The sequence below is a fragment of the Mesorhizobium sp. B2-4-2 genome (assembly GCF_006442845.1).
Lineage (GTDB): Bacteria > Pseudomonadota > Alphaproteobacteria > Rhizobiales > Rhizobiaceae > Mesorhizobium.
This window is the reverse complement of sequence record NZ_VFVM01000004.1, coordinates 451,905-475,789: the sequence shown is the minus strand read 5'-3', so window position 1 is coordinate 475,789 and position 23,885 is coordinate 451,905. Positions and strand designations below refer to the sequence as shown.

Here is a 23,885-nt window from a genome sequence, read left to right as displayed (position 1 = left end):
AGCTGGAAATCTCACGCCGCTTGCGACAGCGATTTGTGGGCGTCGGCCAGGATTTCGAAGGACCTCACCCGAGCCGCATGATCGAATATCTGCGCGGTGACCATCAATTCGTCGGCGCCGGTGCGGCGAACGAAGGCGTCGATGCCTTGCCGCACCGTTTCCGGCGAGCCGACGACGGCGCAGGACAGCGCTTGGCCGAGCATGGACTTGGCCATCGGATCGAGATCGCGGTCATAGTTCTCGACCGGTGGCGGCAATTTTCCGGGGCGGCCGGTGCGCAGATTGACGAAAGCCTGCTGCAGCGAGGTGAACAGCAGTCGTGCCTCAGTGTCGGTGGGCGCCGCAAAGACGTTGAGGCCGAGCATGACATAGGGCTTGTCGAGCTGTTCCGACGGCTGGAAGCGGGAGCGGTAGATGTCCAGCGCATGGTCTAGCTCGGCCGGCGCGAAATGCGAAGCGAAGGCGTAGGGCAGGCCGAGCATGGCGGCAAGCTGGGCGCCATACAGGCTGGAGCCGAGGATCCAGACCGGCACGGTCTGGCCTTCACCCGGCACGGCGCGCAGCCGCTGGCCCTCTTCCGCCGGCAGGAAATAGCCCATCAGCTCGACGACGTCCTGCGGAAAATTGTCGGCACCGGCCTCGAGATTGCGGCGCAACGCGCGCGCCGTGTTCATGTCCGTGCCGGGCGCCCTGCCGAGGCCGAGATCGATGCGGCCGGGGAACAAGGCGGCCAGCGTGCCGAACTGCTCGGCGATGACCAGCGGCGAGTGATTGGGCAACATGATGCCGCCGGCGCCGACGCGAATGGTCTTGGTGCCGCCCGCGACATGGGCAATGACGACCGAGGTGGCGGCACTTGCGATGCCCGGCATGTTATGATGCTCGGCCAGCCAATAGCGCTTGTAGCCCAGCCGCTCGGCATGGCGGGCAAGATCGAGCGAATTGGCCAGCGACTGCGAGGCATCGCTGCCTTCGACGATCGGCGACAGGTCGAGGACGGAAAGGGCTGCCATGTCAGGTCTCCACGAGGTTTATCTCAAGCACCCTGCCTCGAAGGCCGTGCGGTCGGGAATGAGGATGCCAAGCCGCCCCCGAGCGCATCGGCAAATCCGCTGGCCGCGGCCATGCGTTTCTGCTCGGCGGGGCTGCCGCGATGATGGACAGGAAATGCAAGCCCGGATCTGTCGACGCCAAATGTTGGCGACGCGCCCAGCCGCGCATCGCGCAAGCCGGCATGGCCGATGCGAGCGAAACAGTCGTCGAGGTCGAAGGAAGCATCGCTCATGGGAAGGGCACCGGCCATTGGACCGGCCGGATATAGGCATTCGAGCCAGGCGCCGCAAACCAGACGCGCGGCTTTATGCCGGAGCCTTACCTTCCTCGGTGGCCTCATCTTCCACCGCCGAGAGATGTTGTGCCGCCAGGAAGTTGCCGACATGGCTCAGACCATCGAAGTGATCGCAGAACACCTTGATGAGGACCAGCAGCGGCACCGCCATCAGCGCGCCGACAAAGCCCCATAGCCATGACCAGAAGGCAATGGCGATGAAGATCGCCACGGCGTTGATCTCGAGCCGCCGGCCGACAACCATCGGCGTTACGAATTGGCCTTCGACGATGTCGCACAAAAGCAGGAAGGCAGGCGCCAACAACGCATAGGAGATCGTGTCGAAGCTGATCAGCGCGATGATCGTGACCACGATGAGCGTGATCATGGCGCCGACATAGGGCAGGAAATTAAGCAGAGCGGCCGTGGCGCCCCAGACGAGCGGGTTGGGCATACCGAGTGCCCACAGACCAAGGCCAATGATCGTGCCGAGGCCGATATTGATGATGGTGACGGTGAGCAGATAGTGCGAGATTTCCCGTTCCACGTCGTAAACGACCCGCAGCGCCCGCTTCTTCTCGGTGAGGCTGGCGAAGGACTGGATGATCTTTTCATAGAACATCGTGCCTGAAGCAAGCAGGAACAGCGACAGCACGAAGATGATGGTCAGGCTTGTTCCCGCCGAAAGAATGTTCGAGGCCGCCGACGACAGGAAGCCAGACTGGGCTACCGCGACTTTCTGTATGCCCGGCTCCTGCGACGTCTCGGTGAGGCCTTCGATCTGATGTGTAACCTCCATCATCCTCTCGAGCGGAGGTCGCAAATGCGCCAGCCGCTCGGTCAGCCGCTGGCCGATCGACGAAGTGTTGTTGATGAGATCGATCACCGGGCCGCTCAGCAGGTAGCCGGCGCTGGCGAAGAGGCAGAGGGACAGAAGCACCAGAAGCGTCGCCGAAATCACCTCGGGTATGCCGCGCTTGCGCAGAAGCCTGACGATCGGCGTCAGCGTCAATGCCAGCAGAAAGGCCAGTATGACCGGCATGAAGAAGGCACGGGCGAAATAGAGCGCGTAGATGGCCATGAAGATGAAGATGCCGACGAGCAGCGAGCGTATCAGATGCGTGTCGGCGCGGGCGGCGATGCGCGCCTCTTCTGCTTCGGAAACGCCCGCGACCGAAGCGGTGGGGTCAGCTTTCATCACGGTCCCTCGGCGGCGCACCGCAATTGGCGCAACCGCTGAGAAAACGCCCCTGCCGGTCCAAGGTTCCGTGAGCCGGCGTTGACGGCGAGCCCACGAGGCCCGCCGTCGCGGTTATTGTTCCCGCGCAATTTTTCGCGGAAGTGCAACACTACGCGGCAGGCGCCGGGGCCGGGACGGCGTCAGCCGTTTCCTTGCGCACGATCGGCGCCACCCTGGTGCCGTAGAGTTCAATCGCCTTCATGACCTTGGCATGCGGCATGATGCCGATCGCCATCTGCAGCAAAAAGCGGTCATTGCCGAAGATCTTGTGCTGGGCGACGATCTTCTCGGCCACCTGCTCGGGATTGCCGACGAACAAGGCGCCGCCCGGGCCGCGTGACTGGTCGAAATGCGCCCGCGAGGTCGGACCCCAGCCGCGCTCGCGGCCGATGCGGTTCATCACCTCGGCCTGTGGGCCATAGAAATCGTCGGCCGCCTTCTCGGTCGTGTCGGCGATGAAGCCGTGGACGTTGGTGCTGGTGGCAAGACCCTTCGGATCGGCGCCCGCGCGCCTGGCGGCCTCGCGGTAGAGGTCGAACAGCGGCGCGAACCGCGCCGGCTCGCCGCCGATGATGGCGAGCGCCAGCGGCAGGCCGAGCGCGCCCGCGCGGGCGGCGGACTGCGGCGTGCCGCCGATGGCGATCCAGATCGGCAGTTTTTCCTGCAAGGGGCGCGGGTAGACGCCGCGATCGTTGATCGGCGCGCGCAGATTGCCCGACCAGGTGATCTTCACCTGATCGCGGATGGCGAGCAGCAGGTCGAGCTTTTCGGCGAACAGCTCGTCATAATCCTCAAGATTGTAGCCGAACAGCGGAAAGGACTCGATGAACGAGCCGCGCCCGGCCATGATTTCGGCCCGGCCGACGGAAAGCAGGTCGAGCGTGGCGAATTGCTGGAAGACGCGGACCGGATCGTCCGAGGACAGGACAGTGACGGCGCTGGTCAGTTTTATGCGTTTGGTGTGCTCGGCCGCCGCGGCCAGAGCCACGACAGGCGCGGACGCGGCATAGTCCGGCCGGTGATGCTCGCCGAGGCCGAAAACGTCGAGGCCGACCTGATCGGCCAGTTCGATCTCCTCGATCAGGTTGCGCAGCCGCTCGTGCGGGCCGATTGCGCCGGGGCCCGGCTGCGGGCTGACGTCGGCGAAAGTGTAGAGACCGAGTTCCATCTGGTGTCATCCTGGCGTTTGATTTTCGCGCTAGAGGTAGCGATCAGCCCGTATCACCACCAGAGGGTCTGACTGCGAACAGTGCGTGTCCGTTTCGGCCGCGAAGGCGTCTCCCGGCTGCAACAGCACGGAATTTCATGGCTGGCATACCGTTTTGGCGCTTGAACTCCCGGTTTTCGCGCGTATGTAAGCGTCGCGAATTGACTTCAGGGAAGTGGACTTGGCTATCTACAGGGAAAAAGACATTTTCGAGCGGCGCAACGCCGCGAACGAGGCAAAGAAGGCGCTTCTGGAGCGCTTCAAGTCAAAACCGGCGGCGGACGATCCCGCGGTGCTGGCGCGACAGGCCGAACGCAAGGCTATCCTTGCGGCGCGTGAGATACGCGAGGCCGAGAAGGCGAGGCTGAAGCAGGAAAGGCTGGCACGCGAGGCAATCGAGAAGGCCGAGCGCGAGACCGCAGCCGAAGCCGCACGGGTCGCGGCCGAAGAGGCGGCGCAGGCGGAAGCCAGGATTCGGGAAGCCGAAGAGGCCGAGCGCATCGCGCGTCTGCTGGCCGACGAGGCCGAGCGCAAGGCGAAGCGCGACGCGCGCTATGCGGCGCGCAAGGCGCGCACCGGCAGGACACCGCCAGGCTTTACCGGCCGCTAGCCTCAGACCGCCGGAGCAACCTGCTTCGAGGATCAGGGTCGCTGCGAAGCGGCCCTGCATGCGTTTGTCCGCGCGCCAATTCATGCGATTGCCGACGCCGTTCGTGATGCGACTTTCGCAAAATTGCTCTGTTTGCTTCGACGCAATTTCGGATGGAAAACCGCTTCGCTCCCTGGATTGCTTTATGCCGCGAATTTCAGCCCCATAATGCCGCAGACGATGAGCGCGATGCAGGCGAGCCTGATGACGGTCGCCGGCTCGCCGAGCAGCCAGATACCGAGCAGCGCCGTGCCGACCGTGCCGATGCCGGTCCACACCGCATAGGCGGTGCCGACGGGCAGCGCTTTCAGCGCCAGTCCAAGCAGCGTGAGGCTGACGATCATCGAGGCGACCGTGAGCACGGTCGGGACGAGGCGGGTGAATCCGTCGGTATATTTGAGGCCGATTGCCCAGCCGATCTCGAACAGGCCGGCGAAAAACAGAAAAATCCATGACATGGGGAACGCTCCATCCAAGCATCGCACCGACGTCCGTTCAGGACGATGCAATGCGCGATCGACCGAGCACCGCGGCAGCCGATGCCCTATCAGACAGTGGGCGGGTCGTCCCGACCGGATTTCAGGAGATGTGGGGTCGTCCCCGCACCAGATATAGGGTGTCTTAACGCCCGATCAACAAACTGCCGGCGGTGTTCCGAACGCCGCCGGCGAACTCCATCCGAGGCACGCGACTATTTTTCCTTGAGCCTCGTTGCCTTGACCGGCGGCGCCTTGAGCGTGGGAGCAGCGGCCGGCTTCTTGGCGTCCTTCTTTGGCTTGCGGGCCTCCTTGCCTGCCTTCATCGCACCTTTTGCCATGATTCGTTCCTCCAGTTGCGGGAAGTGAAGTGAAACAAGAGAAATGCCTGTAGGCAAGGGCCGTTCGCGGTGACGGCCGCGAAAACCGGCAACCTGTTTCGGCGGCCTTATGAATCCGAACCGGCGCGCAGCGACTTGAACGGACGGGGTGTTGGTGCGTCGCGATGGCCGCGGAATTTCGGCGGGCCCGCAGCATGATCTCAAGGAAATCGGCTCCCACTTTTCCTGCAATTACTCTAGACTTCGCGTGTCGGACAGGACGACAGGGAAGCAATGGCGGGGCATGGCGGCTCTCGAACGGTCATCTACGCGGCGCTCGCCGGCAATCTCGCGATCGCGCTGACCAAATTCGTCGCAGCCTTCTTCACCGGCAGTTCGGCGATGTTTTCGGAAGGCGTGCATTCGCTGGTCGATACCGGCAATGGCAGCCTGCTGCTTTATGGCATGCATCGCGCCGCACGCCCGGCCACCCGCGCGCATCCGCTCGGCCATGGCCGCGAGCTCTACTTCTGGAGCTTCATCGTGGCGCTTCTCGTCTTCGCGCTCGGCGCCGGCGTATCGTTCTACGAAGGCGTGACGCACATCATTGCGCCCGAACCGGCCGCCAATGTCAGGGTCAATTACATCGTGCTCGGCCTGTCGTTTCTGTTCGAGGGCAGCTCATGGCTGGTGGCGCTGAGGGAATTCCGCCGGCAGAAGGGCCAGCAGGGCTGGCTGCAGGCCGTGCAATCGAGCAAGGATCCAAGCGTCTACACAGTGCTGTTCGAGGACAGTGCCGCGCTTCTCGGCCTGATCGTCGCCTTTGCCGGCATATTGGCGGCGGAGATTTTCGAGATGCCGGAACTGGACGGCGCCGCCTCGATCGGCATTGCGCTGATCCTGGGTGCGACCGCGGCCTTCCTGGCGCGCGAGAGCAAGGGGCTGCTCATCGGCGAGCCTGCTTCGCCCGCGGTGCAGAAAGAAGTGCTGGCGATCGCGCAGCAGGATCCGGCGGTGCAGCGGGCGAACGGCGTCCTGACGGTCCACCTGGGGCCGGAAGAAATCGTTGCCGGCCTGAGCATCGAATTCGAGGACCATCTGTCGGCGCCGGAAATCGAAGCCTGCGTCGAGCGCCTCGAAGCGCGGCTAAGGAAGGAAATGCCCGAGATCACCCGGCTGTTCGTCAAGCCGCAGACGACAGGCACCTGGGAACAGCGGCGCAAGCTGATCGAATCGGCATCCGAGTAGAGTTTTGAGCAGGTCTCGAAAGCACATTTCACTCCTCGGGATTATGTCTTGGACCAGCGTCGCGTCGTTGCCTTGCGACGCTGCGCCGCTAAAATCAGCCGATCGAGTTTTGGAGGACTGATTATGAAGATCGACGGCGGCTGTCATTGTGGTGCCATCACCTATGAGGCGGAGGTCGAACCGGAAAAGACCTCGATCTGCCATTGTACCGATTGCCAACAGTTGACCGGTACGGCCTTTCGCGTCACCGTTCCGGCGCCTGAAGATCACTACCGGATCACAAAGGGTACACCGAAGGTCTACATCAAGACCGTGGCAAGCGGCGCCAAGCGCGTCCAGGCCTTTTGCGCCGACTGCGGTTCGCACCTTTACGCCACGTCGGTCGGAGATGGCCCAAAGGTCTACGGCATTCGAGTGGGAACCGCGCGGCAACGCCAGGATTTGATTCCGACACTGCAAAAATGGCACCGCTCGGCGCTTCACTGGCTACCTGAATTTCACGGCATGACCACAGTGGAGGAGCAGTAGCGCCGTCCGGTGCGGCGCCTCATTCGTCGCCTTCGACGACCCTCAGCCTGAGCTGGCCGGTCTTTGAATCGGCAACGCGTGGGGAATCGACAACGCGCGGGCCGGGTTCCGGCTTCGCAGGGGCTGGTGACGCCATGTCAGGGTCGGCATCGCCTCCGGGCTGCGCCCCAAACTCCAGAGCTTCGATCTTCTGGCCGCGTTTGGTCACCTTCGACGTCGAGACGAGGATGTCGTCTATATCCTTGGCCGACTGGGCAAAATGGCCCTGCAATTTGCGCACCCGCTCGTCGACGCGCGAAACATCCTCCATCAGCCGGATCACCTCGCCCTGGATCAGGTGTGCCTGCTCGCGCATACGGGCATCCTTCAGGATCGCCTGGATGACCTGGATCGACAGCATCAGGAGCGACGGCGAGACGATGACGACGCGGGCGCGGTGCGCCTTCTGCACCACCGCCTCGAAATTTTCGTGGATCTCGGCAAACACCGATTCCGACGGCACGAACATGAAGGCGGTATCCTGCGTCTCGCCCTGGATCAGATATTTATCCGCGATATCGCGGACATGCACCTCGATGTCGCGGCGGAAGGCCTGCGACGCGACCTTCTGCTGTTCGGCGCCTTCGGCGGCGCGGATGGCGTTCCAGGCTTCCAGCGGAAACTTGGCGTCGACGGCAAGCGCCGGCGCGCCGTTGGGCATCTTCACCAGGCAATCGGGACGGCTGCCGTTGGACAAGGTCGCCTGGAACTCGTAGGCGCCGTGCGGCAGACCGTCGGCGACGATCGCTTCCATGCGCGACTGGCCGAAGGCGCCGCGCGTCTGCTTGTTGGAGAGGATCGCCTGCAATTGCACGACCTGGCCGGCGAGCGACTGGATGTTGCCTTGCGCGGTGTCGATGACGGCCAGCCGCTCCTGCAATTTGGCCAGGCTCTCATGAGTGGATTTGGTTTGCTCGGTCATGGTCTGGCCGAGGCGGCCGGTCATGGCATCGAGGCGCTGGCCGATCGATTGCGTCAGTTCCGCCTGCCGCGCGCCGAAGACTTCCGCGATGGCGCCCATGCGGCCCTGCATCTCGGCTTGGCTTTGCAATATGCCGGCCATCCGCGCCTCGGCGTCGCGGGCATGGTCGGCGGCTTCGGCAGCGGCCACGGCGCGCGCCTTGGCCGAGCGCCACAGCGCGACGACAAGCGCCACGAACAGGCCAAGAAACACAAAGGCCCCGAACGCCAGCGCATGGCCGAGCGTGATCGTGGTCGCGCCAAGCCGGGCGACAGGTTCCGAAAGGATGGATGTCAGGTCGTTCATGCACACAGCATAGACGATTCGGCCGGCCAGCACAGATCAAAACGTGAACGATCCCCCGGCGTACCGGTTGACGCCCTTTATTCAAGGTCTTAGGTGAGACGCCATGCCGATCAAGCCGCTCATCATCCTTCCCGACCCCATCCTGCGCCAGGTTTCCAAGCCGGTGGAGCGCGTCGACGCGCCCTTGCGCAAACTGGCCGACGACATGCTGGCGACCATGTATGACGCGCCCGGCATCGGGCTGGCCGCGATCCAGATCGGCGAGCCGCTGCGCATGCTGGTGATCGACCTCGCCAAGGAGGACGAGACGCCGGCGCCGCATGTCTTCATCAATCCCGAAATCCTGGAAAGCGCCGACCAGCGCTCCGTCTACGAGGAAGGTTGCCTGTCGATTCCCGACTATTATGCCGAGGTCGAACGCCCGGCTTCCGTGCGGGTCAAGTATCTCGCCCGCGATGGCAAGCTGCAGGAAATGGAGGCCGAGGGGCTGATGGCAACCTGCCTGCAGCATGAGATCGATCATCTCAACGGCGTGCTGTTCATCGACCACATTTCGAAGCTGAAGCGCGACATGGTGGTGAAGAAGTTCAAGAAGCTGGCCAAGGACAAGGCTCCGGGCAAGCTGGTGGGATAGGGGACAATGCCCCTTCGCGTCATTTTCATGGGGACGCCGGAGTTTTCGGTGCCGACATTGCGCGCAATTGCCGATGCCGGACATGAGGTCGCGGCCGTCTACACGCAGCCGCCGCGAGCCGCCGGCCGGCGCGGCCTTGAGCTGACGCCGTCGCCGGTACAGCGCGAGGCGGAACGGCTGGGCATCGAGACGCGCACGCCGACGTCGCTCAAGGGCGAGGCCGAACAGGCAGCTTTTCGCGCGCTGCAAGCCGATATCGGCGTGGTCGTGGCTTACGGCCTGCTGCTGCCCAGGGCGGTGCTTGAGGCGCCGCGACTGGGCTGCATCAACGGCCATGCCTCGCTGTTGCCGCGGTGGCGCGGTGCGGCGCCCATCCAACGGGCGATTATGGCGGGCGACAGCGAAACCGGCATGATGGTCATGCGCATGGAAGAAGGCCTCGACACCGGCCCGGTGGGGCTGGTTGAAAAATGCGTCATCGAACCCGATATGACCGCCGGCGATCTGCATGATCGATTGATGAGCGTCAGCGCCGCACTGATCGTGGAAGCGCTGGCGCGGCTGGAAAGGAATAGCCTGGCGTTCACCGCCCAAGCGGTTGAGGGGGTGACCTACGCCAAAAAGATCGATAAATCCGATACGCACGTGGATTGGACGCGACCCGCGGCCGAAGTCCACAATAACATTCGCGGCCTGTCGCCCTTCCCCGGCGCCTGGTGCGAGGTTGAAATTGGTGGCCGGGTGGAACGGCTGAAACTGCTTCGCTCGACGCTTGCGCAAGGCATGGGCGAACCGGGAGGAATTCTCGACGACCGCCTGACGGTCGCCTGCGGAGCGGGCGCGATCCGGCTGGTCGAAGTTCAACGGGCGGGCGGAAGGCCCGCCGCCGCGCAAGAATTCCTGCGCGGGACCAAGATCGAAAAAGGAATGAAATTGTCATGAGCATGATGTCGATACGCGCGGCGACGCCGCGGGATCGCGAGGCCATCCGCCTCGTCGAGGAACACGCTTTCGGCCAGCAGGCGGAGGCCGGGCTGGTTGACGCGCTGGTTTCCGGCGGCGACGCCGTTGTCGAACTGGTGGCGGAAGAAGACGGGCAAGTGGTTGGCCACATCCTGTTTTCGCGGCTTTTCGCCCGCACCGGCGGCAAGGATTTCCCGGCGGTGGCACTGGCGCCGCTGGCGGTGGAGCCCTCCTTTCACGGCACCGGCATTGGCGGCGCGCTGATCCGCGAGGCTCACATCCGCCTGCGCGACGCCGGCGAGATGCTGGCCGTGGTGCTGGGCGACCCCACCTACTACGGCCGTTTCGGCTACAGCCACGCGCGCGCCGAAGGATTCGAGAGCGAGTACCAGGGCGAGGCGCTGCAGGCGCTGGCCTGGGGCGACGCTCCCGAAACCGGCCGGCTGGTCTACGCCTCGGCCTTCACCGCACTCGCCGCCTAGGCGAGTGCGTATAGCCGCCCGACATGCCGCGTTTTCGCCTCGACATCGAATATGACGGCAGCCTGTTTGCCGGCTGGCAGCACCAGGCGGACCAGCCTTCGGTGCAGCAGGCGATCGAGCAGGCGATCGAAAAATTCTGCGGCCAGCAGGTCCGCTTGCGCGCTGCCGGCCGTACCGATGCGGGCGTGCATGCGACGGCCCAGGTGGCGCATGTCGACCTGGCCAAGGCCTGGCCGGACGACAAGGTGCGCGACGCCGTCAACGCGCATCTGCAGGCCGCCGGCAACCGCATCGCGATCTTGAAAGCAACGACCGTCGTCGACGGCTTCGATGCCCGCTTCTCGGCTATCGGCCGTCACTATCTCTACCGCATCCTCAACCGGCGCGCGCCCTCGGCGCTGGAAAAGGGCAAGGTATGGTGGGTGCCGAAGCAGCTTGACGCCGCTGCCATGCACGAAGCAGCCAAAGTGCTGCTCGGGCGGCATGATTTCACCACCTTCCGTTCCACGCAATGCCAGGCCGAGAGCCCGGTGCGCACGCTCGACCGTCTTGACGTCAGCCGTTCGGGCGACATGATCGAAGTCAGAGCCTCGGCGCGTTCCTTCCTGCACAACCAGGTGCGCTCGATGGTCGGCTCGCTCAAGCGCGTCGGCGAAGGCGCATGGACGGCCGGCGATCTCAAGGCGGCGCTCGAGGCGCACGACCGCGCCGCCTGCGGCCAGGTGGCGCCGCCCGACGGGCTTTTTCTGATCGGCGTCGATTATCCCGGATAGAGTCCCGAAAGGCTCTGAGCTCCGGTGTCCGGAACCGTGATGCCAAGCAGCGCCTGCAGCCCGAACAGCACGATCAGCGAAGCGATGAACATGCCAACGAAGACAGCGGTCCCGATTGCGGCCCCCCTGCCGATGGTCGCGTTGGTCATGCGCCAGGTCAGCACCATCGACAGCGCGAACAACAGCAGCGACACAAGGCTGGAGATCTGGCTCGCCGAGGTCAGGAAAAGCCTGATCAGCGCGGACGGCAGCATCAGCCAGGCGGTGATGGCAGAAGCCCAGTTCGAGGCCACGACATAGTGCACGAAGCGGCCGCCGATGCCGGCGCGCGGCGCGACCAGAGCGAGTGCGACCAGAGGCAGCACCCAGGAACCGATATCGACTGTCGCCAGCCGCAACAGCATGCTGAAGCGGCCCGCGAAGGCATCGGGATCGCCGATCTCGTTGGCGATGCCGACCCAGCCGACGATCAATGCCGGCGCCGCGACGACGATGGCGAAAAAGGAATTCCAGAAACCATCGGCAGACAGGTCGAGCAGACGCAGGCCATCGGCCCTGCCGAGCATCAGTCGCCAGGCGCCGGTCAGCGAAACTTGGGTCTCGTCCGCCGAAAGCATGCTGCTCAGTCCTGTCCGAACCAGTCTTCGATGAAGCGCTGATAGATTTGCGTCAGCGTCTCGAGATCGGCAAGGGCGACGCGCTCGTCGACCATGTGCATGGTCTTGCCGACCAGGCCGAATTCGACAACCGGGCAATAGTCCTTGATGAAGCGCGCATCCGAGGTGCCGCCGGAGGTGGATAGCGCCGGTTCTCTGCCGACCACCGCCTTGACCGAGCCGCTCAACGTCTCGATCAGCCTGTCGTCGCGGGTCAGGAAGACATGGCTCGGCCGGTCGCGCCAGACGAGTTCGTAGTCGACCGGCATCTCCTTGCCGGGCCGATATTTCCTGCGGCCCGCCGCCTGGTCGAGACGGTTGTGGATTTCGGCCTGTATGGTCTCGGCGGTCCAGCTGTCATTGAAGCGGATGTTGAAGGTGGCGGTCGCCTTGGCTGGAATGACGTTGGTGGCCGGGTTGCCTACGTCGATGGATGTCACCTCCAGATTGGTCGGCTGGAAATCCTTCGTGCCCTCATCGAAGACGGGATGCAGCAAAGCATCGACCAGGCTCATCAGCCCGCGTACCGGATTGTCGGCAAGCAAGGGATAAGCGACATGGCCCTGGCGGCCATTGACGATGACGTCGCCCGACAGCGAGCCGCGCCGGCCGATTTTTATCATGTCGCCGAGCGCAGCCGGGTTGGTCGGCTCGCCGACGATCGATGCATCCCATTTCTCGCCCCTGGAAGCCGCCCATTCGAGCAGCTTCGTGGTACCGTTGATGGCCGGGCCTTCCTCGTCGCCGGTGATCAGCAGCGAGACCGAGCCCTTCGGGCCGCCATTCGTCTCGACATGGCGCGCTATCGCGGCGATGAAACAGGCGATGCCGCCCTTCATGTCGACCGCACCCCGGCCATACATCTCGCCATTGGCGATCTCGGCGCCGAAGGGCGGATGCGTCCAGGCGGCTTCGTCGCCGACCGGCACCACGTCGGTGTGTCCGGCGAACATCAGATGCGGGCCATTGCCTGAGCGCCTGGCATAAAGGTTTTCGATATCGGGCGTGCCGTCTTCCGAAAAAATCGGGCGATCGACGAGGAAGCCGAGCGGTTCCAGCATCGTCTGCAACGCGGTCAGCGCACCGCCTTCGGCCGGCGTCACGGAGGCGCAACGGATGAGGGCGGCGAGGTTTGCGGCGGGATCGGTCGGCAGCGTCATGGCAAAAGCGATAGTCGAAAGCTGAAGGCCTGTCACGGCCAGACGTAGGGGCCAGTCCTATGACCGGCGATACCGCCGACATTATGGTTTTCATGTCGTATAGTCGTGGGCCCGGTGCGGAGCGACTGGATGGCAAACGGGGACAAGAGAATCGTCATTGCCGGCGCCGGCAGCATCGGCTGCTATGCCGGCGGCTGCCTGGCGCTCGCCGGGCGCCAGGTGATTCTGCTTGCCCGGCCGCGCATCGAGGCGGCTCTGCGGCAAGGCGGATTGCGGGTCAGCGACCTTGAGGGCCGCGACCGGGGCCTCGAGCGGCAAGCGCTTGCCGTCACCACGGATCCAGCCGCCGCCTTGCCGCAGGCGGACGTGATCCTGGTCACCGTCAAGAGCGGCGCGACGCGGGAAATGGCTGCGCTCATCGCCGCCCACGCCCCGCCGGACGCCGTGGTGGTGAGCCTGCAGAACGGCATCGACAATGCCGACAGGCTGCGCGCCGGTGTCGGCGGGCGACCAGTGCTGGCCGGCATGGTGCCGTTCAATGTCGTGCAATCGGCCGACGGCGAATTGCCGCTTCGTGTCCACCGCGCCAGCGACGGCAAGGTCATGATCGAGGACAGCGATGCCGGTCTGATCAGCCTTCTCGGCGTCGAAGGGCTCCGGGTTGAAGCCCATGCCGACATGAAAGCCGTGCTGTGGGGCAAGCTTTTGATGAATTTGAACAATGCGCTGGTGGCGCTTTCGGGCCTGCCGCTGGCGAGCGAGCTTGCCGACCGGCGCTGGCGGCTGATCCTGGCAAGACAGATCGACGAGGCGCTCCAGGCGATGAAGGCGTTGGGCATCGAGCCGGCGCGGATCGCCGGCTTGCGGCCGGCGCTGTTTCCGATAGTGCTCCGCCTCCCCGATTGGCTGTTCAGGCTGCTGGCGCGGCGGATGCTGGCCATCGACCCGGAGGCGCGTTCCTCCATGTGGGACGATCTGCAGCGCGGCCGGCCGACGGAGATCGGCGATTTGCAAGGCGCCGTTCTTCGCCTGGCGCAAGAAGCGGGCACGCCGGCGCCAACGGTCCGACGAATCATCGCCCTGGTGCGTGAAGCGGAAGCGGCCGGCCGCGGATCGCCCGGTTTCAGCGCGGATCAGGTCGCCGCGCCTGAAGCGCGTCGCGTCTGAATGAATTCAGGCGACGCGGATCAGGCCTTCATTTTCATGCATACCGTCAGTAGCGTATCGCGATGATGGGCGCTCAGGGTTCGGCCGGTGCATTGGTGCGCTTGCCATAGCGGTTGGGTCCGGGCTTGCCCGGAAACAGGCAAAGCACGACGAAGGCGACGATCGAGACGACCGGCACGAACAGGATCAACGCCGCGATGCCGGGCTTGTCGAGGTCGTGCAGCCGCTTCACCGCCAGTGCGATGTTCGACCACAGCGAGGCGATGAAGGCGATGAAGAAGACGAACGACCACATGTTGCTCTCGGGCGAGCCTTCCGGCACCAGCGTGAAACGATAGAGCGGGAAGGCCTGGATGATGGCCACGAGCAGCCCACCAAGAAAATAGGCCGCGCGGCTGACGCGGCCCGATGTCTTGAAGAAAAGCCAAGTAAGGTTGGATCTGTCAGGCAAGCGGGTCCCGTCCATATTGATTGACACCCTGGGCGCCTTCGAGAACGCCGAGACCGATCAGCGTCCACCAGCCCGACTTGTCGCGGTCGTGCCAGCGTTTTGCATAGAGAGCAATCGCGAAATAGATCGACGCCAGCGCGACGAGCATGCCGATCCTGCCGCCGCCTGCGGTCGTGAAGCGCGCGCCGAGAATCGCATCGAGAATGAAGACAACAATACCGATGACGATGAATATACCGATGCCGGCCCAGAACTTGGCGCGATTGATGCGGCTGTCGAAGCTCGTCAGCAGATACTTCCAGTCCATGTCACCCCTCCATGTTGAACCGGCGCGACCGATCGTCGCGCCGGCGGAAGGTGCGCCCGCTTTCCAAAAAGATCAATCGCGCAGCAATTCGTTGATCGACGTTTTGGACCGGGTCCTGGCATCGACCCGCTTGACGATGACCGCGCAATAGAGACTTGGACCCGGCTCATTGTTCAGAAACGGCTTGCCAGGCAGCGAACCGGCTACGACGACGGAATTCGGCGGCACTTCGCCGTAGAAAATCTCGCCGGTGGCGCGGTCGACGATCTTGGTCGACTGGCCAATGAAGACGCCCATGCCGAGCACAGAGCCCTCGCGCACGATGCAGCCTTCGACCACTTCCGAGCGCGCGCCGATGAAGCAATTGTCCTCGATGATGGTGGGACCGGCCTGCATCGGCTCCAGCACGCCGCCGATGCCGACGCCGCCCGACAGGTGCACATTCTTGCCGATCTGGGCGCAGGAGCCCACCGAAGCCCAGGTATCGACCATGGTGCCCGAATCGACATAGGCGCCGACATTGACGAAGGACGGCATCAGCACGGCGCCCGGCGCGACATAGGCCGAGCGGCGCACGATCGACGACGGCACGGCGCGGAAACCGGCCTTCTCGAAATCGACGGCGCTCCAGCCGTCGAACTTCGACGGCACCTTGTCCCACCACACGGCCTGGCCGGGACCGCCCTTGATGATCTCCATCGGGTTCAGCCGGAAGGACAAAAGGACGGCTTTCTTCAGCCATTGGTTGACATGCCACTGGCCATCGGCCTGGCGCTCGGCAACGCGGGCGGTGCCGCGGTCGAGCAGATCGAGCGCCGACTGGATGGCGTCGCGTGTCTCGCCTCTGGTCGCCGTCGAAATCGCGTCACGTTCCTCGAAGGCCTTGTCGATGGTCTTTTCGAGGCTCGCCAGATCCGGCTTCGACATGAATTCGCTCCATTACCAGGCTGTTAAGGGGCTGAGCCTTAACCTGTTTTGAAAATCGCGCGGACCCTATGTGAAGGCAGAGTAGGGGTCAATCGCGACTGCGCCATGGGACGGCGCAAGTGAATGAAATGGACGGACCTGACATGACACCCATGGAAAAGGCGGGCTGGACGCCGCTGCCGCATTCGGACGAGGATCTGGAGCGGGCCAGGAGCGTGCCGGACACGCCGCAGACGCGCGCCGAGACCTACCGCCTGGCGTGGAACGATCCCGACTTCATGACGCGGCGCGAACTGCGCGCGGTCAGGCTGCAGCTCGAACTCCTGAAGCCGGAGATGATCCTGGCCGAGCGCGGTATCCGCTCGACCGTGGTCCTGTTCGGGGGCGCGCGGCTGCCTGAACCCGGCGGCGAGGCCTGGGCGGCCAAAAACGAGACGCAGAAGAAGAACCTCGAGGAAAACAGCAAATATTACGAGGAGGCGCGCAAATTCGCCCGCCTCTGCTCGCAGCAATCGGCCAGTTCATACTACCGCGAATATGTCGTGGTGACCGGCGGCGGGCCCGGCGTGATGGAAGCGGGCAATCGCGGCGCCGACGATGTCGGCGCGCCCTCTATCGGCCTTAACATCGTTCTGCCGCACGAGCAGGCGCCCAATGCCTATGTGACGCCGGAACTCTGTTTCAACTTCCACTATTTCGCCATCCGCAAGATGCATTTCGTCATGCGCGCGAAGGCCGTCGCGGTGTTTCCCGGCGGCTTCGGCACGATGGACGAATTCTTCGAGACGCTGACGCTGATCCAGACCGGGCGCATGGAGCGCGTGCCGGTGATCCTGTTCGGCAAATCCTTCTGGAAACGGGCGATCGATCTCGACTTCCTCGCCGAGCAAGGCACGATCAGTCCCGGCGACCAGGACATCATCGATTTCGTCGACACCGCCGACGAGGCCTGGGGCATCGTCAGCCGGTTCTATAAGTTAGGGGAATAATGAGTAGTGAGTAGTGAGTAGTGAGTAGTGAGTAGTGAGTAGTGAGTAGTGAGTAGTGAGTAGTGAGTAGTGAGTAGTGAGTGAGAGAATAAGCCGCTTGCAGCCTCTACTCGCCGATCAATTTCCATTACTCACTACTCACTACTCACTACTGTCTTATCCCCACAACTATCTCCGTCAGAAACCCGGCCAAATCGTCGGTGACGAAGTCGACATCATCTTCCTGCGCCGGATCGCGCTCCCAGATTTCGGAGAATGTCGGCTCGAAATTGCGCGGCACCACCAGGACCGTCGTCATGCCCAGTGACTTCGGCACGGACAGGTTGCGCGCGAGATCCTCGAACATCACCGCATTGTGGCCGGTGACGGCGTGAAGTTCGGCGAATTTCTCGTAGGTCTGGCGCGCCGGCTTGGGGTTGAGCCCGGCGGCGACGATATCGAAGATGTCGTCGAAATGATCAAGGATGCCAAGCTGGCGCGCAGTGCGCTCGGCATGCCTGCGGTCGCCGTTGGTGAAGATGAACTTGCGGCCGGGAAGCTGGCGAATGGCGGTGCCGAGGACGGGATCCGGCACCAGCCAGGAATAGTCGATGTCGTGGACCTTCTCGAGGAAATCGTCGGGGTCTATGCCATGGCGCGTCATCAGCCCGTTCAGTGTCGTGCCATATTCCCGATAAAGTTCCTTTTGCAGCTTGCGCGCGTCCTCGCGCGGCAGCGACAGCAGTTCCCCGACATAGGCGGTCATCTTGACGTCGATCTGCGAGAACAGATTCGAATGATGCGGATAGAGCGTGTTGTCCAGGTCGAACACCCAGTCGGTGACATGGGCGAAGCGAGCGGGGTCGGGGTGTGTAGCCATGCGCCCCTTATGGCACGAAACGGACGATCTTGAAGGGGCTTTATCCACAACTTCTACGCGCCGAAAGTGGCAGAACAGTCTCACCGTTCAAATTTTAGGCATCCTGGAAAGGTGGCCTTCAGGGCTTGCTGGCACAGAGGCGGTCCAGTGGGAGCCAGCGATGAGCAGTATAATTCTGAAGTCCGCCACCATTGCTTTCGTCTCCGTCGCGGTTTCGCTCCTTCTGACCCTGATCATCGTCCCCGCCATGGGATTCCCGGTCAACCGCATGATCTGGCTGACCTCGACATTGTGTCCGCTGGTTCTTGCATGGGCGGCCTGCGCAAGCACGTTCTGGCACAGCGACAGGCTGAAGTCGGCGCATCGCGACCTTGCCCGCACGCACGCCCAGCTTGCCGCAGCGCATCGCCGGCTGGCGGAAAAGGCCAGCCGCGACGACATGACGGGCATGCTCAACCGGGAAAGCTTCTTTGCCGTGCTCAACGGCTCCCGGCACAAGCCCGATCGCGGCGCCTTGCTGATCATCGATGCCGACCATTTCAAGATGATCAATGACAGCTTCGGCCATCTGACCGGCGACGACGCGCTGCTCCTGATCGCCAGCGCGATCAAGCGCGGGGTGCGCGACGGCGACGTCCTCGGCCGCATCGGCGGCGAGGAGTTCGGCGCATTGCTGGTCGGAGCCACGGAACGGGAAGCCAAGCGCGTCGCCGAGCACATCCGCCGCGAAGTCGAGCTGATCCGCTTCCGGCCCGTGGACGAGCGGACCATTCCGCTGACCGTCAGCATCGGCGGAACCCTCTGCGACGAAAGCGCCAGCGTGTCGGAGCTGATGCGGGCCGCCGACCGGCGCCTCTACCAGGCCAAACATCGGGGACGCAACCTGGTGATCCTCGACACCGACATCTCCGAGGCGGCCTGAACGGGCCGATCCAGCACATCGGCCTGTTAAGGAGTCTCTAACCCTGTTTGCACTCGGCTGCGCATTGTTCCGGCTTGCAACCAGTTTTGGCACGCTTCTGGCTTCGATGATGAAGCATGTGCCGTTCAGGGACCATGCCTGGATGTTCAGGGAACATGCCTAGATAGAGACCCCGTCGAGAGACCTGTCATGAGTTTCCTTATCAAGAAGATATCGCGCCGAATGATCATGCAGACGTTGATCGCGGTGCCTGCCCTGTCGCTGTTCCGCAAATTGCCCGATGCGGGTTCTTCCGAAGCCGCCCCCGATGAGATCGTCGAGGTCAATGGCTGGATCCTGAAGCGGAGCGACCTGGCATGATCTTCGACAGTTATGAGGCGTTTCGCGCCGCGAATTTCACGCCTAGGGTCTGCGTTCTCGGCTCCGGCCCGGCCGGCACCACGATCGCCAGAAAGCTCGGTGCCGCCGGCATACCGGTCGTGGTGCTGGAGGCCGGCGGCAGGGAGTTCAGCGACACCTCGCAGGATTTCTACCGCGGCACCACAGTCGGCGATTTCTATTTCGATCTCGATATCACCCGGCTGCGGTTCATGGGCGGCAGCTCGAACCACTGGGCCGGCTGGTGCCGCGTGCTCGACAAACAGGATTTCGAGCCGAAGGCGTGGGTGCCGGACACGGGCTGGCCGATCCGGCGCAGCGACATCGAACCGTATCTGGGCGAAGTGCGCGACATCCTGGAACTGCCGGATTTCCGGCCGGACGCGCCGGTCTCGGACGACATCCGCTGGGTGCAGCTGATCAAGAGCGGTGCCGTGCGCTTCGCTGAAAAATACGCCGACGAGCTCGACAAGAGCAGGAACATCGCTGTCGTGCTCAACACTTGTGCCACCGAGCTTGCCGGCGACGGCAGACGCGTGACGGGCGCCAGGCTGTGGTCGCAGGGGCAGGATGCCGGCTTCTTCAGCGCCGACTATTTCATCGTTTGTACCGGCGGGCTGGAGAATTCGCGGCTGCTTTTGTGGTCGAACCAGCGCTTCAATGGCGGCGTCGTGCCGAACGCGACGGCACTTGGCCGCTACTGGATGGAACACCCGACCTTCCAGGGCGGCAACGCCATCCTGGCCGACTATGGCGCATTCGAGGTCGATGCGGTGAACGAGGCCTTCTTCTCGCCGATGCCGGCCGCGATGGAGCGGCTGCGGATCATGAATTTCGGCATCAGGCTGATCGAGACGCCCTATCCCGGCGTCAAGGACCTGATCGCGGATCTCGCCTGTACGGCGCCCAACATGGCGGAGTGGCTATCGGGCAGGCTCAACCAGAACCTGCGCTGCGCGGCCCAACTCTATGTAGCCTGGGAGCAGGCGCCGCTGGCCTCGAACCGGGTCGAGCTGTCGAAGACCGTGGTCGACCACGCCGGCGTGCCGCGCATCGAGCTGCACTGGAAGAAATCGGACCTGGAACGCCGCACGCTGCTCGAAGGGCTGAGGCTTTTCGGGACGACGCTAGCCCAGAAGAATCTGGGCCGGGTGCGTATAGCCGACTGGATTTCGAACGGCGGCGACTACCCGACGGACGAGGAGACGGCCGGCCACCACCACATGGGAGGCACGCGCATGGGCACCGATGTCGCCACGAGCGTCGTGGATGCCAATTGCAAGGTGCACGGCATGGACAATCTCTATGTCGGCGGCTCCTCGGTGTTCTGCACCTCGGGCCAATGCAACCCGACGACGACGATCACGGCGTTGGCCTGCCGGCTCGGCGAGCATCTCGGCAAGGTGGTCGCCGCCTGAGGGTTCCGCAGTCCCCACTAAATCATCTCATCCCGGCAAAGCCGCGTCACATAATGGCGCGGCCGCCGGAGCGGCTTAAAAGCCGTGGAGATGCGCACCGGCACGGCGGCGACGCAGCTTTCCTGGAATTGTCCTACGCCCGCCGCTCCGACCGGCCAAAACGCCGTTCGAGATAGGCCTGGCCGAACTCCAGCGTGATCGACAGGATCCAGTAGATCATCGAGGCGGTGATCAACATCTCGATATGGCGGAACTCCGTCTGGCCCATGGTGCGGGCGAGATACATGATCTCCCAGACGCCGACGACCGACACCAGGGACGAGTCCTTCAGCATGGCGATGAACTGGTTGCCGGTCGGCGGGATGATGACGCGCATGGCCTGCGGCAGGATGACCAGCGCCATGGTCTGGCCGGGACTCAGTCCAAGCGCGGTGGCGCCTTCGCTCTGTCCGCGCGGAATGCTTTCGATGCCGGCGCGGAAGATCTCGGTCATGTAGGCGCCATAACACAGCGACAACGCCAGAATGCCGGCCGGCACCGCGCCGATCACGTAACCGACCTGCGGCAGGCCGAGATAGATGATGTAGATCTGCATCAGCAAAGGAAGGCCGCGGAACAACGAGGTGTAGAAAGTGGCCAGCCCGTACACAATGCCGTTTCCGGTCAGTTTGGCGATCGCGCCGACAAGTGCGATGGCTGTCGCGATCAGGATCGAGATCGCCGAAATGTAGAGCGTGGTGGTGACGCCCTGGGTGATCAGGAAGCCGATCTTCCTGGCGATGAAGGCAAGCGACAGGTCGAAGGAATAGAAGAACAGCATCAGGAGCACGAACAGTTCGATCCAGACGCCGACGATCTGCTGCCGTCGGGGCAAAAGCAGCAGCAGCTTGCAATTCACCAGCACAACGAGCGCGATCAGCACTGCGGAAAGCGCGCGCGACAGGGCAGGGTTGGCCTGCAGCCAGCCGGATGCAACTGGAATCACCGAGCCGATCCAGCTTGACTTGATGCCCATCGCGTAAAGGCCGGCGGCCAACAGCGCCAGCACGAGCGCCGCCGCTGCGCGGCGGGTGATCCCCGGATAGAAGAGCATCAGCCTGCCGATCATGCCGTCACCTTGTCTTTCGTGGCGGCATGACGTTCTCGCCACCAGTCCTGCGCCTGCAATTTCCAGTAGGTGAGCTGCGCGGCCGCCAGGCCGGCGGCGCCGCCGGCCCAGCTCAATCCGAATGGCGCGAACTGCCGGTACCGGTCCGAAACGCCCAGAATGCCTTCCGCAACGACTTTTCCGGCGATGGCCGTGGTGTTGAGACCATGGCCGCCGAAAGCCGTGCAATACCAGACGCCCGGCTGCAATTCGCCGATCTGGGGCATCAGGTGACGGGCATAGGACATCAATCCGGACCAGGCCAGTTCGGTCTTGAGGTCCGCAAGCTGCGGATAGGTACCGATCATCTCGCGGCGCAACTCGCGCGCCAGCGCGTAGGCGGAAGCGGCGCGCGTGGTGATGCGCCCGCCCCACAAAAGGCGATTGCCGCCATCGACCAGCCGATAGTAGTCGCCGGCCCGCCGGTTGTCGCCGACCGCGTCCGTGGTCGCAACGGCTTGCGCGATCAGGCGCGGCGCCGGCTCGGAAACCATCACATAGGTCGCGATGGGCAGGAAGGCGCGGTGGAGCTGGGTGAATACCGGGCCGGTGTAGCCGCCGGTAGCCAGCACGACGCGAGTTGCCCGAAGCGTGCCCTCTCGCGTGCGCAGCATCTTTTGCGGCCCCGACAGATCACATTGCACGACTTCGGAGCTCTCATGGATGCTGCCGCCAAGCCGCTCGATCTCATCGGCCACGGAACGCAGATAATTAAGCGGATGGATGTGAAAGGCTTTCGGGTCGCGCAGGCCCTGATAGTAGCGAGCCGATTTAAGCACCGAACGGACGTCTTCTCTGCGCAGATATTGAAGCTCGTATCCGTGGTCGCGCGCCGTCTGGTCGGCATAGGCCTTGAGCGCGTCGCCATCGTCGTAGCGCAGGACGCTGACCAGCCCCTCGCGCGGCATGGCGGCCGATATGTCGAGAGCCTCGATGGTATGACGCACGAACTCGACGCCCTCGATCGACAGCCGGTGCAGTTGCCGCGCGGCCTCCTTGCCGACGCGTGCGGCAATGGTGTCGCCGCCGGTGGCGAAGCCAGGCGTGACGAAGCCGCCATTGCGGCCGGAGGCGCCGAAACCGACGACCTGGGCCTCCAGCACGGCGACGCGCAGCCCGGAACGCGACAGCTGCAGCGCCGTGGTCAGGCCGGCCAGTCCCCCGCCGACGACGGCCACGTCACAGTGCGCCTCGCCGCGGAGCGGGGGCCTGATCTTCCGGTCGATCATGGTGCGGGCGTAATAGGTGTCCGGATAGGCCATCGGCGACTTTCAACTGCATCCCGCTCAGAGTCAGGAAAAGCGCGTAGCGCTTTTCCCTGGAGAATTGCGCAAGAACAAAGGTTAGAGAGGGGTGGCGATTGTTTCAAACGCTGCACCGCTCCGGCATCTGACGCGTGATGCCCGCCGGTCGCCGAGCGGCGGCCGGCGGGCAATCCAACGTCATTTGGCGCTGTAGTCCTTGCCGTACCATTTCGTGGTCAGCGCGGCGAGCGTGCCGTCCTTCTTCAGCTCGGCGATGATGCCCGAAACCTTTGCGGTCCACTCGGGATCGTTCTTCTCGGCAATGACGACGAGCGGTTCCCGGAAGGCATATTCCCCTTCGAGGATCTTCACGGGATAGCCGTTCTTGATGGCGTTCTGCGCCGTCTGCTCCGGAGCGATCACGGCATTCAGGCGAACGCCGTCGCCAAGCCGCAGGTCATCGAAGGGAAGCATGGAATCGGCGAAGGTGCGGATCTCGCCGGGCTCCAGCTTGTATTCGACGGGAGGCAGGCCGGGCGCGTCGATCTCAAGCTTGCGGCGGATGAAATCCTCCGAGGTGGTGGCCGTCTCGACGCCGATCACCTTGCCGTTGAGATCGGCGACCGACTTCGCGGTGCTGTCCTTGTGCACGACGTAGACATAGGGGCTGTAGTAATAGATGCCGACAAAATCGATCACCTTGGAACGGGCCTTGGTCGGCGTGACCGAGCCGACGCCGAGGTCGTAGCGCCCTTGCCAGCGGCCGCCGGTCAGCGTCGCCCAGTCGGGCGTCTCGAACGAGACCTCGACCCCCAGCCGTTTGCCGATCTCGCGCGAGACATCGATGTCGAAGCCGGCGAGCTCGTTGCTGTCATCGAGAAAGCTTTGCGGCGGCCAGGCGGCGTTGGTGGCGACGACCATCGCCTTCTTCGACGTGACGCGATCCAAAGTTTCTCCGGCCATGGCCGCCGTCGTGATCGCGAATGTCGCGACGGCAAGAATGGCGAAATCGAGCAGTTTTTTCAAAGTTATCCTCCCTTATGGATGCAGCTGAAATGACGGTACCTGCGTCGGGCACCAGTGGTTGTTTCGATCGGCCTCGTCCGC

Annotated in this window: 28 protein-coding genes; 12 read left to right on the top strand and 16 right to left on the bottom strand. The window is 63.7% G+C overall.

The annotated features are described in order from the left end of the window. Nucleotides 1-11: 11 nt before the first annotated feature. From FJ942_RS12600 to FJ942_RS12585, 4 genes are all read right to left on the bottom strand, one after another. Entirely contained in the window at nucleotides 12-1,013 is a 1,002-nt protein-coding gene (locus FJ942_RS12600) for an LLM class flavin-dependent oxidoreductase (RefSeq protein WP_140524214.1), read from the bottom strand. 23 nt (nucleotides 1,014-1,036) lie between these two features. After that, nucleotides 1,037-1,285, bottom strand: coding sequence for a hypothetical protein (locus FJ942_RS12595; protein ID WP_140524216.1), 249 nt, complete (start codon nucleotides 1,283-1,285; stop codon nucleotides 1,037-1,039). A gap of 73 nt (nucleotides 1,286-1,358) precedes the next feature. Beyond that, entirely contained in the window at nucleotides 1,359-2,525 is a 1,167-nt protein-coding gene (locus tag FJ942_RS12590) for an AI-2E family transporter (RefSeq protein WP_140491417.1), read from the bottom strand. Between the two features lie 151 nt (nucleotides 2,526-2,676). Next, nucleotides 2,677-3,735: an LLM class flavin-dependent oxidoreductase gene (locus FJ942_RS12585; protein ID WP_140897850.1), complete on the bottom strand. Its 1,059-nt coding sequence runs from the start codon at nucleotides 3,733-3,735 to the stop codon at nucleotides 2,677-2,679. A 220-nt stretch (nucleotides 3,736-3,955) separates the two neighbouring features. Here FJ942_RS12585 and FJ942_RS12580 point away from each other — a divergent pair, with 220 nt between their 5' ends. After that, a complete protein-coding gene (locus tag FJ942_RS12580; RefSeq protein WP_140897849.1) occupies nucleotides 3,956-4,384 on the top strand; it encodes a DUF6481 family protein in 429 nt (142 codons plus the stop codon). A 182-nt stretch (nucleotides 4,385-4,566) separates the two neighbouring features. On the opposite strand, the gene sugE is transcribed toward FJ942_RS12580, so the two are convergent. Both sugE and FJ942_RS29010 read right to left on the bottom strand, forming a co-directional pair. Next, complete coding sequence (sugE, locus tag FJ942_RS12575) at nucleotides 4,567-4,881, bottom strand: quaternary ammonium compound efflux SMR transporter SugE (protein ID WP_140491423.1); 315 nt, start codon at nucleotides 4,879-4,881, stop codon at nucleotides 4,567-4,569. Nucleotides 4,882-5,114: 233 nt separating this feature from the next. After that, nucleotides 5,115-5,240: a hypothetical protein gene (locus FJ942_RS29010; RefSeq protein WP_140491427.1), complete on the bottom strand. Its 126-nt coding sequence runs from the start codon at nucleotides 5,238-5,240 to the stop codon at nucleotides 5,115-5,117. A 273-nt stretch (nucleotides 5,241-5,513) separates the two neighbouring features. On the opposite strand from FJ942_RS29010, the gene FJ942_RS12565 reads away from it, so the two are divergent. Then, the gene (locus tag FJ942_RS12565; protein WP_140524219.1) at nucleotides 5,514-6,467 is read left to right on the top strand and encodes a cation diffusion facilitator family transporter; all 954 of its coding nucleotides are present in this window, start codon (nucleotides 5,514-5,516) and stop codon (nucleotides 6,465-6,467) included. 123 nt (nucleotides 6,468-6,590) lie between these two features. Further along, complete coding sequence (locus FJ942_RS12560; RefSeq protein WP_140491431.1) at nucleotides 6,591-6,995, top strand: GFA family protein; 405 nt, start codon at nucleotides 6,591-6,593, stop codon at nucleotides 6,993-6,995. 19 nt (nucleotides 6,996-7,014) lie between these two features. Here FJ942_RS12560 and FJ942_RS12555 read toward each other — a convergent pair whose 3' ends face one another. Further along, entirely contained in the window at nucleotides 7,015-8,301 is a 1,287-nt protein-coding gene (locus FJ942_RS12555) for a DNA recombination protein RmuC (RefSeq protein ID WP_140491433.1), read from the bottom strand. A gap of 103 nt (nucleotides 8,302-8,404) precedes the next feature. On the opposite strand from FJ942_RS12555, the gene def reads away from it, so the two are divergent. The 4 genes from def to truA are packed head-to-tail and all read left to right on the top strand — an operon-like array spanning nucleotide 8,405 to nucleotide 11,153. Beyond that, nucleotides 8,405-8,935, top strand: a complete 531-nt coding sequence (gene def, locus FJ942_RS12550) for a peptide deformylase (RefSeq protein ID WP_140897848.1) — start codon at nucleotides 8,405-8,407, stop codon at nucleotides 8,933-8,935. A 6-nt stretch (nucleotides 8,936-8,941) separates the two neighbouring features. Further along, a complete protein-coding gene (gene fmt, locus FJ942_RS12545; protein ID WP_140514325.1) occupies nucleotides 8,942-9,877 on the top strand; it encodes a methionyl-tRNA formyltransferase in 936 nt (311 codons plus the stop codon). Beyond that, nucleotides 9,874-10,380, top strand: a complete 507-nt coding sequence (locus tag FJ942_RS12540; RefSeq protein WP_140514323.1) for an N-acetyltransferase — start codon at nucleotides 9,874-9,876, stop codon at nucleotides 10,378-10,380. The genes fmt and FJ942_RS12540 overlap by 4 nt, the downstream gene beginning before the upstream one ends. Nucleotides 10,381-10,403: 23 nt before the next feature. Then, entirely contained in the window at nucleotides 10,404-11,153 is a 750-nt protein-coding gene (gene truA, locus FJ942_RS12535) for a tRNA pseudouridine(38-40) synthase TruA (protein ID WP_140524228.1), read from the top strand. Here the strand turns inward: truA and FJ942_RS12530 are convergent. After that, complete coding sequence (locus FJ942_RS12530; protein WP_140514320.1) at nucleotides 11,141-11,770, bottom strand: transporter; 630 nt, start codon at nucleotides 11,768-11,770, stop codon at nucleotides 11,141-11,143. The genes truA and FJ942_RS12530 overlap by 13 nt on opposite strands. A gap of 5 nt (nucleotides 11,771-11,775) precedes the next feature. Continuing rightward, the gene (gene dapE / locus FJ942_RS12525; protein WP_140559065.1) at nucleotides 11,776-12,969 is read right to left on the bottom strand and encodes a succinyl-diaminopimelate desuccinylase; all 1,194 of its coding nucleotides are present in this window, start codon (nucleotides 12,967-12,969) and stop codon (nucleotides 11,776-11,778) included. A gap of 129 nt (nucleotides 12,970-13,098) precedes the next feature. Here dapE and FJ942_RS12520 point away from each other — a divergent pair, with 129 nt between their 5' ends. Further along, nucleotides 13,099-14,136: a 2-dehydropantoate 2-reductase gene (locus tag FJ942_RS12520; RefSeq protein WP_140762963.1), complete on the top strand. Its 1,038-nt coding sequence runs from the start codon at nucleotides 13,099-13,101 to the stop codon at nucleotides 14,134-14,136. A gap of 73 nt (nucleotides 14,137-14,209) precedes the next feature. Here the strand turns inward: FJ942_RS12520 and FJ942_RS12515 are convergent, their stop codons facing one another. The 3 genes from FJ942_RS12515 to dapD all read right to left on the bottom strand — a co-directional run bounded on the left by FJ942_RS12515 (nucleotide 14,210) and on the right by dapD (nucleotide 15,821). Then, nucleotides 14,210-14,587 (bottom strand): DUF805 domain-containing protein, encoded by a 378-nt coding sequence (locus FJ942_RS12515; protein WP_224646216.1) that lies wholly within the window; start codon nucleotides 14,585-14,587, stop codon nucleotides 14,210-14,212. Further along, a complete protein-coding gene (locus FJ942_RS12510) occupies nucleotides 14,580-14,894 on the bottom strand; it encodes a DUF805 domain-containing protein (protein ID WP_140897847.1) in 315 nt (104 codons plus the stop codon). Before FJ942_RS12510 ends, FJ942_RS12515 begins: the two co-directional genes overlap by 8 nt. Nucleotides 14,895-14,966: 72 nt before the next feature. Further along, nucleotides 14,967-15,821 carry a 2,3,4,5-tetrahydropyridine-2,6-dicarboxylate N-succinyltransferase gene (gene dapD, locus FJ942_RS12505; protein WP_140762969.1) on the bottom strand — a complete coding sequence of 285 codons (855 nt, stop codon included), beginning with the start codon at nucleotides 15,819-15,821 and terminating at the stop codon, nucleotides 14,967-14,969. Between the two features lie 143 nt (nucleotides 15,822-15,964). Between dapD and FJ942_RS12500 the strand changes: the two genes are divergently transcribed. After that, nucleotides 15,965-16,810, top strand: a complete 846-nt coding sequence (locus tag FJ942_RS12500; protein ID WP_140491453.1) for an LOG family protein — start codon at nucleotides 15,965-15,967, stop codon at nucleotides 16,808-16,810. Nucleotides 16,811-16,958: 148 nt separating this feature from the next. On the opposite strand, the gene FJ942_RS12495 is transcribed toward FJ942_RS12500, so the two are convergent. Further along, on the bottom strand, nucleotides 16,959-17,669 hold the full coding sequence (locus tag FJ942_RS12495) for a pyrimidine 5'-nucleotidase (protein WP_140491455.1): 711 nt from the start codon (nucleotides 17,667-17,669) through the stop codon (nucleotides 16,959-16,961). A 160-nt stretch (nucleotides 17,670-17,829) separates the two neighbouring features. On the opposite strand from FJ942_RS12495, the gene FJ942_RS12490 reads away from it, so the two are divergent. From FJ942_RS12490 to FJ942_RS12485, 3 genes are all read left to right on the top strand, one after another. Next, nucleotides 17,830-18,591 carry a GGDEF domain-containing protein gene (locus FJ942_RS12490; protein ID WP_140491457.1) on the top strand — a complete coding sequence of 254 codons (762 nt, stop codon included), beginning with the start codon at nucleotides 17,830-17,832 and terminating at the stop codon, nucleotides 18,589-18,591. A gap of 189 nt (nucleotides 18,592-18,780) precedes the next feature. Next, nucleotides 18,781-18,951, top strand: a complete 171-nt coding sequence (locus tag FJ942_RS28495; protein WP_181165184.1) for a hypothetical protein — start codon at nucleotides 18,781-18,783, stop codon at nucleotides 18,949-18,951. Further along, entirely contained in the window at nucleotides 18,948-20,387 is a 1,440-nt protein-coding gene (locus tag FJ942_RS12485) for a GMC family oxidoreductase (protein ID WP_140563661.1), read from the top strand. The genes FJ942_RS28495 and FJ942_RS12485 overlap by 4 nt, the downstream gene beginning before the upstream one ends. 133 nt (nucleotides 20,388-20,520) lie before the next feature. Here FJ942_RS12485 and FJ942_RS12480 read toward each other — a convergent pair whose 3' ends face one another. The 3 genes from FJ942_RS12480 to FJ942_RS12470 form a co-directional block, all read right to left on the bottom strand. Beyond that, nucleotides 20,521-21,495, bottom strand: a complete 975-nt coding sequence (locus FJ942_RS12480) for an amino acid ABC transporter permease (RefSeq protein ID WP_140514310.1) — start codon at nucleotides 21,493-21,495, stop codon at nucleotides 20,521-20,523. Next, entirely contained in the window at nucleotides 21,492-22,796 is a 1,305-nt protein-coding gene (locus FJ942_RS12475; RefSeq protein WP_140514308.1) for an FAD-binding oxidoreductase, read from the bottom strand. Before FJ942_RS12475 ends, FJ942_RS12480 begins: the two co-directional genes overlap by 4 nt. A 180-nt stretch (nucleotides 22,797-22,976) precedes the next feature. Next, nucleotides 22,977-23,741: a transporter substrate-binding domain-containing protein gene (locus FJ942_RS12470; RefSeq protein ID WP_246679774.1), complete on the bottom strand. Its 765-nt coding sequence runs from the start codon at nucleotides 23,739-23,741 to the stop codon at nucleotides 22,977-22,979. Nucleotides 23,742-23,885: the final 144 nt, after the last annotated feature.

Excerpts from the sequence above, each read along its gene's own strand:
- dapD (WP_140762969.1), bottom strand. The coding sequence starts at position 15,821 with ATGTCGAAGCCGGATCTGGCGAGCCTCGAAAAGACCATCGACAAGGCC.
- FJ942_RS12590 (WP_140491417.1), bottom strand. The coding sequence starts at position 2,525 with ATGAAAGCTGACCCCACCGCTTCGGTCGCGGGCGTTTCCGAAGCAGAA.
- FJ942_RS12595 (WP_140524216.1), bottom strand. The coding sequence starts at position 1,285 with ATGAGCGATGCTTCCTTCGACCTCGACGACTGTTTCGCTCGCATCGGC.
- FJ942_RS12470 (WP_246679774.1), bottom strand. The coding sequence starts at position 23,741 with ATGGCCGGAGAAACTTTGGATCGCGTCACGTCGAAGAAGGCGATGGTC.
- truA (WP_140524228.1), top strand. The coding sequence starts at position 10,404 with ATGCCGCGTTTTCGCCTCGACATCGAATATGACGGCAGCCTGTTTGCC.
- FJ942_RS12510 (WP_140897847.1), bottom strand. The coding sequence starts at position 14,894 with ATGGACTGGAAGTATCTGCTGACGAGCTTCGACAGCCGCATCAATCGC.
- FJ942_RS12490 (WP_140491457.1), top strand. The coding sequence starts at position 17,830 with ATGAGCAGTATAATTCTGAAGTCCGCCACCATTGCTTTCGTCTCCGTC.
- FJ942_RS12480 (WP_140514310.1), bottom strand. The coding sequence starts at position 21,495 with ATGATCGGCAGGCTGATGCTCTTCTATCCGGGGATCACCCGCCGCGCA.
- FJ942_RS12500 (WP_140491453.1), top strand. The coding sequence starts at position 15,965 with ATGACACCCATGGAAAAGGCGGGCTGGACGCCGCTGCCGCATTCGGAC.
- FJ942_RS12540 (WP_140514323.1), top strand. The coding sequence starts at position 9,874 with ATGAGCATGATGTCGATACGCGCGGCGACGCCGCGGGATCGCGAGGCC.
- fmt (WP_140514325.1), top strand. The coding sequence starts at position 8,942 with ATGCCCCTTCGCGTCATTTTCATGGGGACGCCGGAGTTTTCGGTGCCG.
- FJ942_RS12475 (WP_140514308.1), bottom strand. The coding sequence starts at position 22,796 with ATGGCCTATCCGGACACCTATTACGCCCGCACCATGATCGACCGGAAG.
- FJ942_RS12585 (WP_140897850.1), bottom strand. The coding sequence starts at position 3,735 with ATGGAACTCGGTCTCTACACTTTCGCCGACGTCAGCCCGCAGCCGGGC.
- def (WP_140897848.1), top strand. The coding sequence starts at position 8,405 with ATGCCGATCAAGCCGCTCATCATCCTTCCCGACCCCATCCTGCGCCAG.
- dapE (WP_140559065.1), bottom strand. The coding sequence starts at position 12,969 with ATGACGCTGCCGACCGATCCCGCCGCAAACCTCGCCGCCCTCATCCGT.
- FJ942_RS12485 (WP_140563661.1), top strand. The coding sequence starts at position 18,948 with ATGATCTTCGACAGTTATGAGGCGTTTCGCGCCGCGAATTTCACGCCT.
- FJ942_RS12495 (WP_140491455.1), bottom strand. The coding sequence starts at position 17,669 with ATGGCTACACACCCCGACCCCGCTCGCTTCGCCCATGTCACCGACTGG.
- sugE (WP_140491423.1), bottom strand. The coding sequence starts at position 4,881 with ATGTCATGGATTTTTCTGTTTTTCGCCGGCCTGTTCGAGATCGGCTGG.
- FJ942_RS28495 (WP_181165184.1), top strand. The coding sequence starts at position 18,781 with ATGAGTTTCCTTATCAAGAAGATATCGCGCCGAATGATCATGCAGACG.
- FJ942_RS12530 (WP_140514320.1), bottom strand. The coding sequence starts at position 11,770 with ATGCTTTCGGCGGACGAGACCCAAGTTTCGCTGACCGGCGCCTGGCGA.
- FJ942_RS29010 (WP_140491427.1), bottom strand. The coding sequence starts at position 5,240 with ATGGCAAAAGGTGCGATGAAGGCAGGCAAGGAGGCCCGCAAGCCAAAG.
- FJ942_RS12520 (WP_140762963.1), top strand. The coding sequence starts at position 13,099 with ATGGCAAACGGGGACAAGAGAATCGTCATTGCCGGCGCCGGCAGCATC.
- FJ942_RS12565 (WP_140524219.1), top strand. The coding sequence starts at position 5,514 with ATGGCGGGGCATGGCGGCTCTCGAACGGTCATCTACGCGGCGCTCGCC.
- FJ942_RS12600 (WP_140524214.1), bottom strand. The coding sequence starts at position 1,013 with ATGGCAGCCCTTTCCGTCCTCGACCTGTCGCCGATCGTCGAAGGCAGC.
- FJ942_RS12555 (WP_140491433.1), bottom strand. The coding sequence starts at position 8,301 with ATGAACGACCTGACATCCATCCTTTCGGAACCTGTCGCCCGGCTTGGC.
- FJ942_RS12560 (WP_140491431.1), top strand. The coding sequence starts at position 6,591 with ATGAAGATCGACGGCGGCTGTCATTGTGGTGCCATCACCTATGAGGCG.